The sequence below is a fragment of the Acinetobacter calcoaceticus genome, assembly GCF_051947995.1.
Classification (GTDB): domain Bacteria; phylum Pseudomonadota; class Gammaproteobacteria; order Pseudomonadales; family Moraxellaceae; genus Acinetobacter.
In genome coordinates this window covers 243920-261761 of record NZ_JBLVVH010000006.1, presented here as the reverse complement: position 1 = coordinate 261761, position 17842 = coordinate 243920, and the positions used below count along the sequence as shown (strand labels likewise).

15 protein-coding genes are annotated in these 17842 nt (G+C 43.4%); 6 read left to right on the top strand and 9 right to left on the bottom strand.

Going from position 1 to position 17842, the window contains the following annotated elements; all coding sequences use genetic code 11:
• Positions 1-226: 226 nt before the first annotated feature.
• Positions 227-2248: a penicillin-binding protein 2 gene (mrdA, locus tag ACNQO6_RS13420; protein ID WP_440209287.1), complete on the top strand. Its 2022-nt coding sequence runs from the start codon at positions 227-229 to the stop codon at positions 2246-2248.
• The gene (gene rsmD / locus ACNQO6_RS13415; protein ID WP_343580786.1) at positions 2248-2796 is read left to right on the top strand and encodes a 16S rRNA (guanine(966)-N(2))-methyltransferase RsmD; all 549 of its coding nucleotides are present in this window, start codon (positions 2248-2250) and stop codon (positions 2794-2796) included. Before mrdA ends, rsmD begins: the two co-directional genes overlap by 1 nt.
• Here the strand turns inward: rsmD and ACNQO6_RS13410 are convergent.
• Positions 2793-3197, bottom strand: a complete 405-nt coding sequence (locus ACNQO6_RS13410) for a hypothetical protein (protein WP_440209294.1) — start codon at positions 3195-3197, stop codon at positions 2793-2795. The two genes, rsmD and ACNQO6_RS13410, sit on opposite strands and share 4 nt — an antisense overlap.
• Before the next feature lie 280 nt (positions 3198-3477).
• On the opposite strand from ACNQO6_RS13410, the gene ACNQO6_RS13405 reads away from it, so the two are divergent.
• Positions 3478-3828: a hypothetical protein gene (locus tag ACNQO6_RS13405; RefSeq protein ID WP_262754921.1), complete on the top strand. Its 351-nt coding sequence runs from the start codon at positions 3478-3480 to the stop codon at positions 3826-3828.
• Between the two features lie 38 nt (positions 3829-3866).
• A complete protein-coding gene (locus ACNQO6_RS13400) occupies positions 3867-4505 on the top strand; it encodes a DUF2238 domain-containing protein (RefSeq protein WP_440209286.1) in 639 nt (212 codons plus the stop codon).
• 25 nt (positions 4506-4530) lie between these two features.
• Here the strand turns inward: ACNQO6_RS13400 and blp2 are convergent, their stop codons facing one another.
• The 6 genes from blp2 to ACNQO6_RS13370 all read right to left on the bottom strand — a co-directional run bounded on the left by blp2 (position 4531) and on the right by ACNQO6_RS13370 (position 12883).
• Positions 4531-6702, bottom strand: a complete 2172-nt coding sequence (gene blp2 / locus ACNQO6_RS13395; protein ID WP_440209285.1) for an Ig-like repeat protein Blp2 — start codon at positions 6700-6702, stop codon at positions 4531-4533.
• A 238-nt stretch (positions 6703-6940) separates the two neighbouring features.
• Positions 6941-7903: a protease SohB gene (gene sohB / locus ACNQO6_RS13390; protein ID WP_343580791.1), complete on the bottom strand. Its 963-nt coding sequence runs from the start codon at positions 7901-7903 to the stop codon at positions 6941-6943.
• Positions 7904-8049: 146 nt separating this feature from the next.
• The gene (gene pstB, locus ACNQO6_RS13385) at positions 8050-8964 is read right to left on the bottom strand and encodes a phosphate ABC transporter ATP-binding protein PstB (RefSeq protein WP_312056639.1); all 915 of its coding nucleotides are present in this window, start codon (positions 8962-8964) and stop codon (positions 8050-8052) included.
• Between the two features lie 14 nt (positions 8965-8978).
• Positions 8979-10376: a phosphate ABC transporter permease PstA gene (gene pstA, locus ACNQO6_RS13380; RefSeq protein ID WP_440209284.1), complete on the bottom strand. Its 1398-nt coding sequence runs from the start codon at positions 10374-10376 to the stop codon at positions 8979-8981.
• On the bottom strand, positions 10373-11752 hold the full coding sequence (gene pstC / locus ACNQO6_RS13375; RefSeq protein ID WP_032882923.1) for a phosphate ABC transporter permease subunit PstC: 1380 nt from the start codon (positions 11750-11752) through the stop codon (positions 10373-10375). Before pstC ends, pstA begins: the two co-directional genes overlap by 4 nt.
• A 99-nt stretch (positions 11753-11851) precedes the next feature.
• Complete coding sequence (locus ACNQO6_RS13370) at positions 11852-12883, bottom strand: substrate-binding domain-containing protein (RefSeq protein ID WP_343580796.1); 1032 nt, start codon at positions 12881-12883, stop codon at positions 11852-11854.
• Positions 12884-13226: 343 nt separating this feature from the next.
• Between ACNQO6_RS13370 and ACNQO6_RS13365 the strand changes: the two genes are divergently transcribed.
• A complete protein-coding gene (locus ACNQO6_RS13365; protein ID WP_440209283.1) occupies positions 13227-13676 on the top strand; it encodes an SRPBCC family protein in 450 nt (149 codons plus the stop codon).
• Between the two features lie 286 nt (positions 13677-13962).
• On the opposite strand, the gene ACNQO6_RS13360 is transcribed toward ACNQO6_RS13365, so the two are convergent.
• Both ACNQO6_RS13360 and ACNQO6_RS13355 read right to left on the bottom strand, forming a co-directional pair.
• A complete protein-coding gene (locus ACNQO6_RS13360; protein WP_343580798.1) occupies positions 13963-15345 on the bottom strand; it encodes an amino acid permease in 1383 nt (460 codons plus the stop codon).
• 138 nt (positions 15346-15483) lie between these two features.
• Positions 15484-17205, bottom strand: a complete 1722-nt coding sequence (locus tag ACNQO6_RS13355; RefSeq protein WP_440209282.1) for an alpha-keto acid decarboxylase family protein — start codon at positions 17203-17205, stop codon at positions 15484-15486.
• Between the two features lie 135 nt (positions 17206-17340).
• Between ACNQO6_RS13355 and ACNQO6_RS13350 the strand changes: the two genes are divergently transcribed.
• Entirely contained in the window at positions 17341-17826 is a 486-nt protein-coding gene (locus tag ACNQO6_RS13350) for an Lrp/AsnC family transcriptional regulator (RefSeq protein ID WP_009511442.1), read from the top strand.
• The last annotated feature ends 16 nt before the right edge of the window (positions 17827-17842 follow it).

Genomic DNA, 17842 nt, shown 5'->3' with positions numbered 1-17842 from the left:
TTCCCTATGTCTGTATTGGAAAATCCTATTTCGAATAGTTTGTGACTTTAACAGAATTATTTTGCTTCTAATATACAAGACCATACAATTTTAATGTCTGCAAAGTCAAAAACTGACGCGCCAACATTTGCATGAATTGTTGAAAATTCTACAGTATGATCATGCAACTTACGTTAAAATATTGCGTCTTTGTATTCTCTCACCCTTGTAATTAAGTCGACACCCTATGAAACAGCACTTTCCTTTAAAAAACATGCAACAAGAAAAGCGCATTTATAAGGGTCGAATCTTCTTTGCCATTTTTCTGGTCGGTTTTTTCCTACTTTTACTGATCTGTCGTTATGCATATTTACAGATTGTTCATTACGATGATTTTACAACGGCCTCAGATAAGAACCGAATTCGCTTACAACCTCTGGCACCTGCCCGTGGTTATATCTATGACCGCAACGGGGTGTTGCTCGCAGATAACTATCCGGTCTTCACCGCAACCTTAAGCCGGGCCGATGTCAGCGATATTGACGATACCATTACCCGTCTGGTCCCGATTTTAAATCTTAGTCAGGAAGATGTAGACCGTTTTAAAAGCCGGGTCAAAACTGCACGTAAAACTGAACGTCTGGCGATAAAATTAAACCTGACTGAAGCCGATATCGCAAAATTCAGCGAAGTAAAATATGCTTTTCCCGGGGTGAAAATTGAAACGCAGATGACCCGCTACTATCCGCATGGCGAACTGTTTGCCCATGTGATTGGATATGTCGGACGTATTAATGATAAAGAGCTCAAGTCCATTGATAAGGATTTATACGCAGGCACCAACCTGATTGGTAAAATCGGGGTAGAAAAAAGTTATGAAGACTTGTTACACGGCACACCAGGCTATGAATCTGTTGAAGCAGATGCACACGGTAATGTGTTACGTAATTTAGGCCGCCAAAACCCAGCCCGTGGTAATGATCTTTATTTATCCATTGACTATGGGTTACAAACCATTGCTGCTCAGCAATTAGCAGACCGTCGTGGTGCAATTGTCGCAATAGATCCACGCACAGGTGAAATTCTGGCTTTGGTTTCTAGCCCAAGCTTCAATCCCAACCTGTTTGTCACTGGCATTAGCTCAAAAGACTATAGCGGACTGCGTGACAACCTTGACCAGCCTCTGTATAACCGTGCAGTTCAAGGGGCTTATCCACCCGGCTCTACCATTAAACCGATGTTTGGTTTAGGCGGTATTCATTATGGTCTGGTGGATTGGGGCACAGCCATTTCAGATCCGGGTTATTTCTCTCTGCCAGGCGATAGCCACCGCTTCCGTGACCATAAGAAAAGCGGACATGGTTCAGTCAACATGCACAAGGCTCAAATCGTTTCCTGCGATACCTATTTCTATGTCCTGTCCTATCGCATGGGCATTGAAAAAATGAATGACTGGATGCGTCAGTTTGGCTTTGGTGAAAAAACCGGTGTGGATTTACCAAGCGAGAGCTCAGGCCTCTACCCAAGCCCGGAATGGAAAATGCGTACCCGCAAATCCAAATGGCTCAAAGGTGAAACCATTTCGGTCAGTATCGGGCAAGGTGCATTTACCGCAACGCCATTACAACTGGCCATGGCCACTGCGATTACAGCGAATAAGGGTTCACATGTTACGCCGCATGTCCTCAGAGAAACCAAAGGTGCCAAAAAGTTCGCTGTACACAATGCGCCTGATGGCAAAATCCAGTTTAACGGCACAGAACAAGACTGGACCAATATGCATGATGCAATGGTTGACGTGATCCAGTCTGGTACAGGTCGCGGCATCAAAGGTGGTTTGCAATATTCAATTGCAGGTAAAACCGGTACGGCACAGGTGAAGAGTATTGCTCAAGGGAAACGCTATAACGAAGCGGCCCTGTCCTCGCGTCAATGGGACCATGGTCTGTTTGTCGGCTTTGCACCCGCTGATCATCCAGAAATTGCCATTGCGGTGGTTTGGGAAAATGGTCGACATGGCGGTTCAGCTGCACAGATTGCCCGTCCAATCTTTGATTACTGGCTGGTGACGCGTAAGAAAAATCCACTGCGTCCAGCCAATCATCAGATTAGCGGCGGTTTAATGACGGCTGGCATCAAGCCAGGTGAATTATCTATGGCAAACGCGGCAGCAGCACAAAATGCAGCGCCAGCTTCAAGCCCGGTCGCAACGCCACCTGCGACTACACCGGCAGCAGCTCAACCTGCAGATGATGGAGTCACTGAATAATGAAGAATCAATTACGAATCATTGGCGGTGAATGGAAACGGCGTACACTGCCATTTGCAAGTATTGAAGGTTTACGCCCAACCCCTGACCGTGTCCGTGAAACCTTATTTAACTGGTTAATGTGGGATATTCAAAATGCGCAAGTGCTCGACTTGTGCAGCGGTTCTGGTGCGTTGGGCTTTGAAGCCCTTTCACGTGGCGCTGCCACAGTCACCATGATTGAACCGAATCCAACGCAAGCACGTTTTTTAAAAGAGAATATTCAACTGTTAAAAGCTGAAAATTGTCAGTTACTGGTCACAACAGCCCAGCAAGCTTTAAGCAAATTAAAAAACAGCTTTGATGTGGTCTTTCTTGATCCACCTTATAGCCTTGATTTATGGCAAGAGCTGGCTGAACTGGCAGACCCAATGATCAATCCAAATGCTTATATCTATGTAGAAGCCGACCGTGACCTGTCCCAACTGAAACTTCCGCTGAGTTGGCAAAAAATCAAAGAAACCAAAGCTGGGCTGGTTCGCGCAGGCCTCTATCAAAAAGTGGTTTAGAAAATACTCAGCCAGAAAAACCGGATCATTTGGCCACGATCAAAAGGGAAACTGGACAGATATTCATAACCAATGCGATGACGAAAATTCAGCTGATAAGCGACACCATACCCGACTGAAATCGAAAAATCATCTAAAGACAGACTGGTGGTATCACCAATTAGCATCTTATGATTAAACTGATTGGTCTGGTAAGCCGTATGGTTATAGACACGCCAACGTTCATTCTGAAAAAACAGATTATGCAAAACTGAATAATCTGTTTTCATTTGCGGATAGGCGGCGTCAAACATTTCTTCGCGATCATCATGGATCGGCTCAAAAAAATCATAGTCTTCTGCATTCGACCAGCCAGACAAGCAAGCCAGTAGACAGAATAAAAAAATATGCCTAACGCGCATCATCACATGTATTACTCATAACCCCTCTTTAGGATAACGTTAAAAGTTATTTCTTATCAATCAATTAAAATTTATTCTATCTTTAAATCGATCAATGTTATCTCATCTCCCCCCCTTGTATCAGTCCCTATTTCAATACTGCCGTTTTTTGCTATAGCGAAATCATGCAAAAGATGTATCATTTTTTTTAATTTTTATTCTGTTAGACATAAATATTTAATTTATAAAACTAAACTTCTATACAATAATAGCCGTCTTCAAACTCTCACTTTTATCGATCATGAAACTTTTGTACGTATTTCTCGCCACCTTAAGCTTAACCGGTTGTATCTTTGGAAAATCAAGCGAGGTCAAGCGTGCCGAGAAGGTCTTACAAAATTTTCAATGTCATAATATTGAATCCAGTGAGTTAGCGACTTCTTCAATTTCAACTTTTTATCAACAATCCTTGGCTGCCAACAAAGAAAAGGCTGCATCCTATATTGAACAGTATAAAAATGGTGAAGATCTCTTTGACATTCCCCTCGATGAAGTTGTACAACAAAAATATCAATTATATATACAAGCGTGTCAGGCACTTGGCGGTATATCTACAACAAAAGAACCGATTGCTGTAGCTTCTACAGAGTAAGGGGAATACGCTTTTCCTGATCGCGTTTAGGACGTGACATGATCGAAAAACAATTTACTTTAAAACATTATCTGGCACTGGCGCTGATCGTAGTCGCCGTCACCATTGCAAGTATTGATCCACTTGAATTTGAATCGTACCTGTTACATCAAGCAGGTACACTTTTTATGTTGATTGCCCTGCTGGTGGCATTTAAAAGAATCGGACTGAGTTATTTCAGTTTCTGTTTATATTTAGCCTTTCTGTTGATCCATATTATTGGTGCACATTACCTTTATTCCTATGTCCCTTATAACCAATGGATCCTCTACTTTTTCAACTTTGATTTAAATCAAACTATGGGCTGGTCACGCAACATGTATGATCGGCTGGTTCATTTTGCCTATGGACTATTGCTTTATCCGTTTATCTATCGCTGCTTTCAGGTCTGCTTACCCACAGCCAAACCCTTTATGCTGTTCCTGCTCGTGATCCAGTTCGTGATGGCCTCCAGCGTCTTTTATGAGTTACTTGAATGGGGACTTTCCATCGGGTTATCCCCTGAAGATGCAGAAAACTATAATGGTCAGCAAGGCGATATGTGGGATGCACATAAAGATATGTTTCTGGCCACCCTTGGAGCAATCCTGACCGGAATTATTCAGCTCGGAAAACAAAAAACGCTTATTGAAAAATAAGCGTTTTACTTGTTTTATAGTTTGATTAAATAATCGAGTGCTGCAATACATCCAGCTGGTCAAAAGGTCCTGCCTTGATGGTCTGGGCAAAATCAAAATTTTCAACATTATGACTGCTAGAGCTCGCAGCAGTCGATGGTGTTTGAGTTGAAATAACTTGATTTAAGACATCGTCCACCTGACTGCTTGACTGCTCAGAAGCAGACAACAATTCACTAAGATTTAATTTTTCTGCCGAAGATGAAGGCGAGACCGTAATCTGTTTGCTTTGAAAAGCATCCAGATCAATGGAATCAACCAGTGAAGCCTGAGCCACAGCAGATTCCGAAGCTTCGCTTTGCAGTGATGTTGTAGCGGTTGGGGCAACCACATTAAAACTAAATCCATCACTCATTTCACTGATATTACCCGCAGCATCCGTTTGAGTTAATGTGATCTTATGTGCACCTAATCCCAGTTCTTGGCTAAAGTTAAAACTCCATTTGCCATTGTCCCCTACGGTTACCGTACCTACCGGCTGTCCATTATCATAAATCGTCAGCACCGCTTTTGCTTCACCAATGCCCGATAGTGTCGGCTTGGTATCATCGGTATTTGCCCCCGCAGCAATGGCTCCTTTGACCGGTCCTACATCATCAGTCACTGTTTGCAAGATCGGTTTATTCGGTGCAATGGTATCTTTTGCGCCCAGTACGTCAGTGGCATCCGAACGATTACCAGCCGCATCAATCACATATACTTTACCCATATTTTTATCGGTTAACGCAGGAGAGACAGTGATGCTAAACTTCCCATCGGCTCCAACCGTGCCTGTCCCGATCGTTTTGCCATCCGGGCCTTTAATTTCAATTTTACTATTCGCTTCGGCAGTACCGGTAACCGTATCACCTGCAGCATTGATCTGGGCAGCAGCTTTGTCTGGTGCGATAGTGTCTTTACCAGCGGTGATTTCAAGGGGTTTTGAGACGTTGCCAGCTGCATCTTCCAGTACAATGGATCCCTTTTTATCGGCACCTAAAGCAGGTGACAAGGTGATCTGGAATTTACCTTGTGCATCTGTAGTGCCACTTCCAATCACCTTACCATCAGCATCTTTGATCACAACTTTGCTATTGGCTTCTGCCCGCCCTACGATTGAAGTCCCTTCTTTATTCACGTCAACGGTCGGTTGCTCAGGTGCAACCGTATCCTTACCGGCAAATACTTTTGAAGGTTCTGACTTGTTGCCTTCCTTATCTTCCGCAACAACAGTTCCGCCCTTGTCGCTGGTTAACGGAGGTGAAACCTTAATCGAATACAGTCCCTGTTTATTGGCAACAACCGTACCAAGCAGTTTACCATCGGCATCATAAATCGAGACTTTGGCATTGGCCTCTGTCTTACCGGTGACAATGGTGCCATCGGCATTAAGCTGGGCAGTAGGCGCATCCGGTGCAGTGACATCTTTATTTCCCACAACCTCATTACTTGCTGAATTACCTGCAGCATCTGTTGCGGTTACAGTCACCTTTTCACCAGCCGGTAAAGGATCAGTTAATTTAAAGGTATAGTTTCCCTGAGCATCGGCTTGTCCAGTTGCAAGGATTTTCCCGTTTTTATCGACGATTTTAATTGCAGCATTTGCTTCAGTTTTGACGGTGATTGTTTGTGAGTCCTTGGTATCTATTACAGCCTTAACGACTGGCGGTGTTCGATCAACCTCTTTAGGTGTTTCAGCCTTTTTATCGTCATCATCATCTTTGACCGCCAGTAAATATAATCCTTCTGCCGCCAAGGCCACCAATCCAGCTTTGAGCAACTGAGATTTGGTAATGCCCAAGTCTTCTGCACCATCTGACGTCGCTATCGTCTGTGAAGGCGGCTGCGTATAGGCAAACTGAGTCAATTGAGTGGTGGGCACATAACGCACGAACTGGCCTGAATCATCGAACTGGGCAATGCTATAGCTACCGTCTTGTTCAGGAAAAGCCAAAGTATGTTCAGTGACATTTGCATCAGTATAAAAATCACTAAGAATGATTTTTTCACCGTTTTTTAGCGTAATGACAAGATCATTACCTTGTTTCATAATAGATTTGATATCGTCCTGATTTACACCAATCTGGACAATCGACGGCTGATCGAGAATGACCGCTTTCATTTGTCCATCTTGTAAAATATTCGAATTTTTCTTCGAAGAAACGACAACTCTTGTCATTTTTATGCTCACTTATCAATTATATTTTTATCTATTTGTCGATTAATGAATAATTAAGTAATTCATCTGCACTTAAAATATCAAAACATTCTCTGAACAACAATCTATTCAACCGCTTTTGTTCTGTTTAATTTTAATTGACCATATGTTCAAAAATAAAGCTGTAAAAATGATCCCTATTTTGAGTCAATATAAAAAAACCAGCCTGATCTGGCTGGTTTCTTTAAGTAGAGCTGAATTAGAATTTTGGATCACGCATTTGTACAAGCGTACTATTTGCTTTCGCAAGACCATCCGTAATTTTACCCATTACCGCTGGAATTAAACTCTCAGCCATTTGCGCAGCTTGTAGGCCCAGCTTTTCGCCAAATGTTGGGCGTTTGCGCGTGTTAATCACATAGATATCATGTTTTGGCAACAGGCTCAGTAAGTATTCATCTGAGGTCTGCAACGTATCAACCAAATTGAGTTCGCGGGCATCTTCACCATACCAGTGCTCACCCGTTGCCACTTTTGTAACATCCAGTTGAGGACGATATTTCTCGACAAAGTGTTTAAATAAGGCATGGGTTTGCTGGAGTTCTTCTTCGAACTTCGCCTTCCCTTCTGGGGTGTTTTCACCAAACATGGTGACGGTACGTTTGTATTCGCCTGCGGTGTACAGTTCAAAATCAACATTGTGTTGTTTTAACAAACGATTGAAGTTAGGAACTTGGGCAACAACCCCAATTGAACCTACCACTGCAAATGGTGCCGAGATGATTTCATTGGCAATACACGCCATCATATAGCCACCACTTGCCGCAACTTTATCTACACAGATCGTGACATGAAAGCCAGCATCGCGTAAACGCACCAGTTGCGCTGCTGCCAGCCCATAACCATGCACCATGCCACCCGGACTTTCCAGACGGACAACGACGCGATCATGCCCAGCTTTTGCTGTTGCCAAGATTAAAGTGATTTCTTCGCGAATGGTATCCACAGCAGAAGCTTGTACATCGCCTTTAAAATCGAGCACGTAAATCTTTTGATCATTCTTGCGGCGCACTTTTGCTTCTTTGGCAAGTTGCTGAACCAGTTGCAGTAATTCCAGACGAGACGCTGTTGTTTGTGCAATTTTTTTTCTTTGTTCATTCACACGCGCATTGAGATGACTAATACGAATTTCAGCGGGAAATTTGGGTAAATGGAATAACATACAGTAAGTGCTCTATAAGTTCGGCTTTATCCATCTAAGATGTGGCCTGCTGAATAAAAATTCAATAGTGAATTTGCAAAATAGATTCATTTTCATTTATATAATAAAAAAAGAGCCCGTAGGCTCTTTGATTGATCTGGATTTGCTTAACCGAAACGGCCGGTAATATAGGCTTCAGTCAACTGATGGTCAGGTTGGGTAAATACTTTCTCGGTTGAGTTGACTTCAATCAGGTCACCCAAATGGAAGTATGCCGTACGATCCGATACACGCGCCGCCTGTTGCATCGAGTGGGTGACGATTGCAATGGTATATTGCTCTGACAGTTCCGAAATCAGCTCTTCAATCTTTGCCGTTGCAATTGGATCAAGTGCTGAACAGGGTTCATCCATCAAAATCACTTCCGGACTCACCGCAATGGTACGAGCAATACATAAACGTTGCTGCTGACCACCCGATAAACCCGTACCCGGCTGACTTAAACGATCTTTGACTTCATCCCATAAACCCGCTTTACGCAAGCTGTTTTCTACGATTTCTTCCAGATCATATTTGTCACGTGCCAAGCCATGCAATTTCGGGCCATACGCCACATTGTCAAAAATTGATTTTGGAAATGGGTTCGGCTTCTGGAACACCATCCCGACTTGTGCACGAAGTAATACCACGTCCAGGTTTGGATCATAGATATCCTGATTATCGAGTGTCACCTTACCGGTTACACGACAGCTATCAATCGTGTCATTCATACGGTTTAGGGTACGCAGGAAAGTCGATTTACCACATCCTGACGGACCAATGAAGGCGATCACTTCATTTTGGTAAATATCCAGGTCAATCCCCTTGATGGCCTCAGATTCACCATAATAAACATGAACATCTTTGGTACTGATTTTTACGTCACTTGCTTTTGGCTTTTTATTTGAAGCAGCCGTTTCAAACTGAGAAACAAATGCAGTGTTCGATTGCTGAACTTGTCCTTCCGCTGAAGTAAATTCTGTTTGCTGTGGATTCACTGATTTATCCTTTTCTACGGCGTTCATAATATCAATCGTATTCATTGTACTCTCCTCAATTACCAACGCACTTCAAATTTCTTACGGAGCCAGATTGCAAGGCTGTTTAAACTAATCATTAATGCAAGCAACACGATAATTGCTGCTGCGGTACGTCCTTCAAAGAAGTTACGTAATTCATTACCTTGCCATAAATAAACCTGAACAGGCAATGCAGTGGCCTGATCAAGAGGTGTAGTCGGTACACTTGCAACGAAAGCACTCATCCCGATCAACAGCAATGGCGCGGTTTCACCCAGTGCATGTGCCACACCAATGATTGAACCGGTCATAATGCCTGGCAAAGCCAATGGCAAGACATGATGGAAAACGGTTTGCACTTTTGATGCGCCCAAACCTAAAGCAGCCTGTCGAATCGAAGGTGGAACAGCTTTTAACGATGCACGCGTGGTAATAATCACGGTCGGTAAAGTCATGAGACTCAAGACCAGACCACCAACTAAAGGCGCGGATAATGGTAGTTGCATCCAGCCAATAAAGATTGCAGCGCCCAATAAACCGAACACGATCGAAGGAACCGCTGCCAGGTTATTGATGTTGACTTCAATAATGTCCGTCATCATGTTCTTTGGTGCAAACTCTTCAAGATAGATCGCACTTGCCACACCAATTGGAATCGAGATGATGATTACAATCAGCATCATGAACAATGAACCCATGAAGGCACCTGCCAAACCACTGGTCGCAGGCGAGCTACGTGAATCAGGGCTAACAAACAGGTTGGTATTAAAGGTACTGTCAATAATGCCTTCTGCTTTTAATTTATCTGCAAGCTGACGTACTTCAGGTTCAAGCTGTTGCTGGTCATCCGGTAATGAGCGATCAATATTGCCAGCTAACCATACATCCACATTGGCATCTGCCAGGAATTTAATCTCTTTCTTGCTACCAATTAATGCTGGATTTTTAAGCACCATATCACGCAAACGATAAGCTTCAGAGCTGGTGTATAAGCTACTCAAATAATCACGCTGGCTTTCAAGCGCCTTATCTTTTGAGACAATACCATTCACAATCAAGGCATCCCAATCCACCATACCCATTTCAGTTTGCCAAGCGACCATACGCTCTTCAAAATGTGCTGGTGTTTCCCCTGCCGTTGCTTTTGGTTTGGCACCCACATTGATAATAGCCGGATCAAAATAAACCGGAACAGTAATGCTACTTTGCCAGAAAGAAGGTAAACCTTTGGCCAGAATACTGCCAAACAGCAAGGCGACAAAAGCCAGACCAATCACCACCGCAGAGAAACCTGCAAAGCGGAATGTCTTTTCTTTACGATGACGCTTTGCCAAAGAGCTCTGGATTTTTCTTTTGCGCTGTTCACGTTGTTCAGCAGCCACTTGTGGATCAAATACGTTCTGATCCAGAGGAGATGATGTATTTGATGAACTCATTCGTATTGCTCACGATATTTACGCACGATGTACAGTGCAATAATGTTTAGACCCAAAGTGATCACAAACAAAGTCAAACCAAGGGCAAAGGCCACCAATGCTTGCGGGCTGGCGAAATCGGTATCTCCGGTTAACTGCTTCACAATCGTCACGGTGACGGTTGAAACAGCTTCTAATGGGTTGGCATGCAGTAATGGGCTATTCCCTGCTGCAAGCACCACAATCATGGTTTCACCCACCGCACGCGATACCGCTAGCAAGAATGCACCGGTAATTCCCGGTAAGGCAGCAGGCAGCACAACCTGACGAATGGTTTCAGACTTGGTTGCCCCTAAGCCTAAAGAACCATCACGTAATGAGCGTGGCACCTGAGTAATGATGTCATCAGATAACGATGAAACGAATGGGATAATCATGATGCCCATTACGAAACCAGCCGTTAATGCACTGGTTGCATTGATATCAACGCCGATACTCTCACCGACCAGCTTGAAAAATGGACCAATGATCATCAGGGCAAATACACCATAAACAATGGTCGGAATACCTGCTAATACTTCAATGGTTGGCTTTGCCCAAGAACGTAATCGTGGAGAAGCATATTCAGCCAGATAAATCGCAATCAGTAAACCAATTGGCACCGCAACCAACAAGGCGATACCACTGACCATCAGGGTTCCCCAGATTAATGGCAAGATCCCGTAGCTCCCCTCTGCATTTCCTGAGGTGCTAAAACCCGGGTTCCATTCAGTACCAAAAAAGAAATCCACTGGACTGACAAACTGGAAGAAGTGTAATGCCTCTCTCAACATCGATAATACAATGCCAATCGTGGTTAAAATCGCCACACCTGAACACAGAATCAACCCCACATTGATGGCTTTTTCGACCTGGTTACGGGCGCGGAATTGCTGGCTGACATGACGTTTTGCCCAGACTAATCCGGCTAAACCGGCACAGATCACGACTGCAAGTTTTGCGAAAGAACCAATGGTCTGGAATTTTGCCAGTTGTTGCGCTGCTGCAACTTCATATGCTGCTGGCTGGTCTGTAACCCCGAAACCCGATGCAATTGCCTGTACGCGACTGCTCAGGACATCACGTCCTGCGGCATCCAAATTGGCACTGACAGAGGCCGGGATATTATTGAAAATGATATGCTGTAAAACGCTGGGTTCAACCAAGTTCCAAATAATCAAAATTAAAAAAGCAGGAATACCACACCACAAAGCAACCAACGCGCCATAATATCCTGGACGTGAATGTAGTGCTGCTGAGTTATTTCCCTTACCTGCTAGGTTACGGCTTTTACTTAGCCCGATTTGATATGCAATTGCCACAAGGGCTAATAACACACCGATAAGTAGCAGATTCATGTAATCTCCACTGTTTTCTCAATTTTCATGATTTGAAAAAACTTCGCTAGACAAAAAGGCTGATGATCCTAAGTCTCACCAGCCTCCCTTTTCACAATATTACTTAACTGATTTACCCGCTTTAAAATCAGCCAGGATTTTTGCGCGCTCTTTATCACTTAAAGGAATCAAGCCCGCTTTTTCTAACTTAGAACCTTTACCAGAAATTTTCTTGTTTAAGAAGAATTCTGTGTACTGTGGTAAGCCTTTGATTGATTTCAAGTGCTCGCCTTTCACGTAGAAGAATAATGGACGAGAAACCAGGTAGCTACCATCCAGAACGGTCTTCTCTGATGGTGTCACGCCGTTTACTGTTGCCACACGTAATTTATCACGGTTTGAGTCATAGAAACCTAGACCAAACACACCCACTGCATTTGGAGACGTTTTCAGGCGTGCTAAAGTTTCAGTATAGTCACCCGCAATTTCAATCACGCGGCCATCTTTACGGAAAGTTGAACATGCTTTCTTTTGATCATCTTTGCTTAAAGCTTTGTAGTAATCAAATGCTTCACAACCTGCATCTACCATTTTTTCCTGGAACACTTCACGTGTACCGTGGTTAGATGCTGGAATCACCAAAGTAATCGGTTCATTTGGTAATGATTTATCGATTTGATTCCAGGTTGTATATGGGTTTGGAACCAGTTTACCATTTGAAGGAAGTTGTGCAGATAATGCAGTGAATACATGCACTGGTTTTAATTTATACGCCGCTTTTTTAACATTTGATGCAAATACGATGCCGTCATAACCCACTTTGATTTCTTGGACTTGGTTTACGCCAGATTTTTTACATGCATCTAATTCTGAATCTTTGATTTGACGAGAAGCATTTGCGATGTCAATCGTGTTATCACCAACACCTTGACAGAATTGTTTCAAACCACCACCTGTACCGCCTGAGCCAACAACAGGTGCTTTAAATTGAGGAAAGGTGTTGCCAAATTCTTCAGCAACAATACTTGCAAACGGTAATACAGTAGATGAACCAGCAATTTGAATCGTATCACGAGCTGCATTTGCAGTCGTTGCTACAGTTGCCCCAGATACAGCTAATGCAATTGCGATGTGACGTGGATTTAAGCGCATTCTGTTTTCTCTCATTTATGCAATTTGATTTACAACTCTTTTCAAGTTAAGTGTTGTACTTTGGTTAACTGCATTTTGAGCAGATAATATGACAATTAAGTGACAACTTTATGACGCTTTTGTGATGGTCATATTCAACGCTTCGTTTTTAGAAATTTATAAGTCATAAACTCTTATTTTAGCATTCACCTTTGTCACAAAGTGTAGAGAACAAAAACATAAATGATTAATTTAAAATGCTTTTTAAAAACAGAAAGCACTTTACTTAACAAAAAGCATCTTGGGTGAAAATGCTAGTTTATATATGTTTTATGACAATTCCGTCTAAAAAAGGACAGCTGCAATGCCAAATCCTGTCACAATTGAAACACAAATGATGATTCGTCAGCCGGTCTCCAGTGTGTTTCAAGCCTTTATTGATCCGGAAATCACCTCAAAATTCTGGTTTAGCTCATCTACGGCTAAACTTGAACAAGGCCATACCGTGATCTGGACATGGGAAAAATACCAATTGTCTACAAAAGTCACAGTGACAAACATCATTGCAAATGAACTGATCCAGATTCAATGGGGTGAACCCAGCACGACCGTGGACTTTAAATTTGAGGCACTCAATGAATCACAGACCTATCTCACTATCCACAACTATAATATTCCTTTACAAGGTGAAGAGCTGATTGCGTTTATTATTGACAGTACCGGTGGCTTTACCACTGTATTAGATGGTTTAAAAGCCTATTTGGAACATGGTCTACAACTTCATCTGGTACAGGATAAGTTTCCGCCTTTTTGATGGTGTTGCTAGCGCTGACAATAGCACGCCACTATTTTCCATTAGCCATTTTCAAGTCTATCCCTAGCTATTGAAGATAGAACACGACTCATCTATGGCCGATCACCACCCTCACATTCTGCTGATTAATCGCACAGCTCATCACCACATAAGCGCCCGATTCAGAAAAATCGGGTCTTTGGGGAAAATCTGACTTTTGAATTGATGGCCTCATGATCTGCCCTACCGCAAACAAAAAGGAGTTCATATTTGAACTCCTTTTCTTTACGCTTAAATCGGCTCAGTTTTAAATATTTGGCTGAGCTTGCGTCGACAACACTTCTTTCTTCTTATACTTAAGCACATAGACCAATGCCAGTACTGCCAGCCAGATTGGCACCAGCATTACGGCAAGCCGCATATCAGGTGTGAGGCTCATGATCAGTAAAATCGCAAAGATGAAACCAATGGTCAGGTAATTACTCCATGGCGTTAAGATACTTTTGAACTTGGTGATGTGCTGTTGCTGCTGCATGGCTTTTCTAAATTTAAGATGGGTCCAGGAAATCATTAACCAGTTCACCACCAACGCCGCCACCACCAGCATCATGAGAAACTGGAAGGCTTTGCCTGGCATCAGGTAATTCACGACCACACAAAGTGCCGTCACGGAAGCAGACACTATGGCTGCCGCCATTGGAATACCACGGCGATTGACCTTTTGCAGGATTTTAGGTGCATTGCCCTGCATTGCCAGACCATGCAACATACGGCTATTACAATAAATACAGCTGTTATAGACTGAAATTGCTGCAATCAGTACCACAAAATTCAACACATTGGCGACGCCATGACTATCCAAGGACTGGAAGATCAGTACAAAGGGACTACCTCCTTCCGCCAGTTGATTCCATGGAAATAAACACAGCAATACCCCAATCGCACCGATATAAAAAATCAGGATCCGGTATACGATCTGGTTTATCGCCTTAGGAATGGTTTTATCTGGATTTTTGGTCTCGGCCGCAGTAATCCCGATTAGCTCAAGCCCCCCGAAAGCAAACATGATCACTGCCATCGACATGATGAAGCCATGCATGCCATTCGGAAAAAATCCGCCGTATTGCCACAAATTGGCTACACTCGCTTGTGGGCCTGCACTGCCAGAGACCAGTAAATAGAATCCAAAACCGATCATGCTCAGGATGGCAATGATCTTGATACAGGAAAATAAGAACTCGGACTCGCCAAAGAAGCGGACATTCACCAGGTTGATGCCGTTAATCAGGATAAAAAAGAATAAGGCCGTGATCCATGTGGGCAGTTCAGGCCACCAGAATTGTATAAAGGTACCGATTGCACTCAGTTCCGCCATACTCACCAGCACATAGAGTACCCAGTAATTCCAGCCCGACATAAAGCCCGCCATTGGGCCCCAGTATTTATTGGCAAAATAACTAAAGGAACCACTGACCGGTTCCTCGACCACCATCTCACCGAGATGACGCATAATTAAAAAGGCAATCACGCCAGCCAGTGCATACCCCAGCAGAACCGAGGGTCCCGCCAGTTTAATGGTCTGGGAGATACCCAGAAACAGGCCTGTGCCAACCGCACCGCCTAATGCAATCAGCTGTATATGCCGATTGGATAAACCTTGTTTTAAATCATGTTTATTGTCTACATCCATCACTTATCTCCAATGTGTGTGTCACATCCTGTACACCTTTATGCAGCGTTAAATTCGAAGCCAAAAGTCCGGCTTCGAATCTGGTTCGCTTTCTTATCAATTTATAAATTTGAAGATTGTTCCTGCCTGATCGCTGATCTAGAAAGAAATCACTTTTTGACAGGGCGTGGTCTGAGCGCGTTGTTTGAGAATTTCATAGCCGCGATCACCATAGTCAAAGCGCGCAATCACCGAAGCAAATTTTTTCAGGCTCAGTGGTGCATCCATTGCGGGAAGTTTTAATTCGATAAAAGTCAGACCATCAAATTGCTCGATACTGTCCAAGGTCTGTTTAAGTTGACCTGCAGTTTCAACCACACAGCTCTTATATTGATGCTTGCCATTAAATACCCCAGGAATCTGGGTATAGTGCCAGTTTTGAATATCGTTATAAGCGGCATTTTCTCCCATGATCAAACGTTCAATGGTATAGCCGCCATTATTCAACAGGAAGATAATCGGCTTGAGATCATGACGGATAATGGTGGAAAGTTCCTGTACGGTTAGCTGGAATGAACCATCACCAATAAACAGGATTTGACGACGTTCCGGGGCCGCCAGCAAACTGCCGAGTAAGGCTGGCAAGGTATAACCGATCGAACCCCATAGTGGCTGGGCAATATATTTGGCCGTTGCCGGGAGCTTTAAACCTGCCAGTGCAGAATTGGAAGTCCCCACCTCGCCGATAATGACATCATCCTCTTTAAGAAAATTAGCCACTGCATTCCAGAGAATATCCTGACTCAGCTTTTGCTGTTCAGGGACATCAATTGCTGGTGAAGGTTGTTTTTCCAGCATCGGCTTGGAGAGTTTGCGTGGTGCAATTTTTTTATTCAGTTCAACCAGAAGCTGTCCAATCTCAATTCCCGGATAATCCTGACCAAAAATCGTCAAGGCATAGGGTTTGATTTCAATATAATGTTGAGTGGCGATCTGATGAGTAAACACGCCCGTACCGACATCGGAAAAACGGACGCCGATTCCAATCAGGCAGTCGGATTGTTCAATGGTATTGCGGACATGCGGTTGACTCGCGCCTCCCACATAGGTTCCCACATAACGGGGTGAACCTTCATCCATAATATTTTTTGCCGTGAGCATGCTGGCAAAAGGAATCGAACATTTTTGCGATAAATCATTCAGCAATGAAGTCACCCCAAATACGGATGCTTCATTATCAATTAACAAGGCAGGATGTTGAGCAGCACCGATCACTTCACATAGTTTCGCCACAGCACTGTGTAGCAGCTCTGGCTCAACCGCTGGATAGGATAAATCCAATGGACGGTCTGTCACTTCAATTTTGACATGGGTAATGTCTGAAGGGAGCTGGATATGCACTGGACGACGATCAATAAAACACTGACGTAACACACGGTCAATTTCAAATGCAGCATTGGCAGGCGTCAAACGGGTTTGTGCCACGGTGAACTCTTTCATACAGTTCATGATATTGTCATAATTGCCATCCACCAGCGTGTGATGCACCAAGGTGCCCTTCTGAACCACATGCAACGGTGGAATTCCCGAGATATGTACCACAGGTACATTTTCGGCATAAGCACCGGCAATGCCATTAATCGCGCTTAAGTCACCCACACCATAAGTCGTTGTCAAAGCAGCAAAACCGTTGATCCGTGCATAGCCGTCTGCGGCATAGGCCGCATTTAATTCATTACAATTGCCAATAAATTTGAGTTGTGAGTCTGCTTCTACTTGTTCGAGATAAGACAGGTTAAAATCACCGGGTACACCAAAGAGATGCAGGATACCCATTTGTTTTAGACGAAGATTTAAAAAGTCACCGATTTCTATGAACATTGCGCTACATCCTTTCAAGTCAATTTTTTATTCCATAGAAAAATAATATTTCATCTGTGTTTTAGATTTCGTGCATAATGGAAACGGATTTTAATAAAAATACAATATTTGTGTATCATAAAAGGATTTTATGCAATGGATAAGTTCGACTGGCAAATCATTCAGGCATTACAAAAGAATGGACGGCTCACCAATCAGGAAGTTGGCGATTTAATCGGTTTATCCGCATCTCAATGTTCAAGAAGACGACAATTACTGGAGCAGAAAGGTGTGATTCTGGGTTATGCAGCACGCATCCACCAACAGGCTTTAGGTCTGGAAGTCACCGCGATGATTCACATTAACCTGCGTATCCATGAAGCCAAGTCACAGCAAGCCTTTCAGGAGTTAATTGAAGCAGAAGACAATATTCAGGATGCCTTTTCAATTAGTGGTGATGCCGATTTTATTTTAAAAGTAGTGGCGGAAAACCTGGAACAGCTATCGCAGTTTGTGACTGAGCGGCTGCTGTCTTATCATTTTATTGGCCATATCAAATCTTACATTGTGTTAAAAAAGATCAAGGAACAGAATCATTTCATGAGCAAAGGCAAAAGCCCGAGTTACCACCCAGCGAGCTAAGCCGAGAAACAATGAG

What these genes read in the sequence shown, in the direction of transcription:
- pstC (WP_032882923.1), bottom strand. Translation starts at nt 11,752, where the DNA reads ATGAATCTGCTACTTATCGGTGTGTTATTAGCCCTTGTGGCAATTGCA.
- ACNQO6_RS13370 (WP_343580796.1), bottom strand. Translation starts at nt 12,883, where the DNA reads ATGCGCTTAAATCCACGTCACATCGCAATTGCATTAGCTGTATCTGGG.
- ACNQO6_RS13350 (WP_009511442.1), top strand. Translation starts at nt 17,341, where the DNA reads ATGGATAAGTTCGACTGGCAAATCATTCAGGCATTACAAAAGAATGGA.
- ACNQO6_RS13355 (WP_440209282.1), bottom strand. Translation starts at nt 17,205, where the DNA reads ATGTTCATAGAAATCGGTGACTTTTTAAATCTTCGTCTAAAACAAATG.
- ACNQO6_RS13365 (WP_440209283.1), top strand. Translation starts at nt 13,227, where the DNA reads ATGCCAAATCCTGTCACAATTGAAACACAAATGATGATTCGTCAGCCG.
- sohB (WP_343580791.1), bottom strand. Translation starts at nt 7,903, where the DNA reads ATGTTATTCCATTTACCCAAATTTCCCGCTGAAATTCGTATTAGTCAT.
- pstA (WP_440209284.1), bottom strand. Translation starts at nt 10,376, where the DNA reads ATGAGTTCATCAAATACATCATCTCCTCTGGATCAGAACGTATTTGAT.
- blp2 (WP_440209285.1), bottom strand. Translation starts at nt 6,702, where the DNA reads ATGACAAGAGTTGTCGTTTCTTCGAAGAAAAATTCGAATATTTTACAA.
- ACNQO6_RS13405 (WP_262754921.1), top strand. Translation starts at nt 3,478, where the DNA reads ATGAAACTTTTGTACGTATTTCTCGCCACCTTAAGCTTAACCGGTTGT.
- ACNQO6_RS13400 (WP_440209286.1), top strand. Translation starts at nt 3,867, where the DNA reads ATGATCGAAAAACAATTTACTTTAAAACATTATCTGGCACTGGCGCTG.
- rsmD (WP_343580786.1), top strand. Translation starts at nt 2,248, where the DNA reads ATGAAGAATCAATTACGAATCATTGGCGGTGAATGGAAACGGCGTACA.
- mrdA (WP_440209287.1), top strand. Translation starts at nt 227, where the DNA reads ATGAAACAGCACTTTCCTTTAAAAAACATGCAACAAGAAAAGCGCATT.
- pstB (WP_312056639.1), bottom strand. Translation starts at nt 8,964, where the DNA reads ATGAATACGATTGATATTATGAACGCCGTAGAAAAGGATAAATCAGTG.
- ACNQO6_RS13360 (WP_343580798.1), bottom strand. Translation starts at nt 15,345, where the DNA reads ATGGATGTAGACAATAAACATGATTTAAAACAAGGTTTATCCAATCGG.
- ACNQO6_RS13410 (WP_440209294.1), bottom strand. Translation starts at nt 3,197, where the DNA reads ATGCGCGTTAGGCATATTTTTTTATTCTGTCTACTGGCTTGCTTGTCT.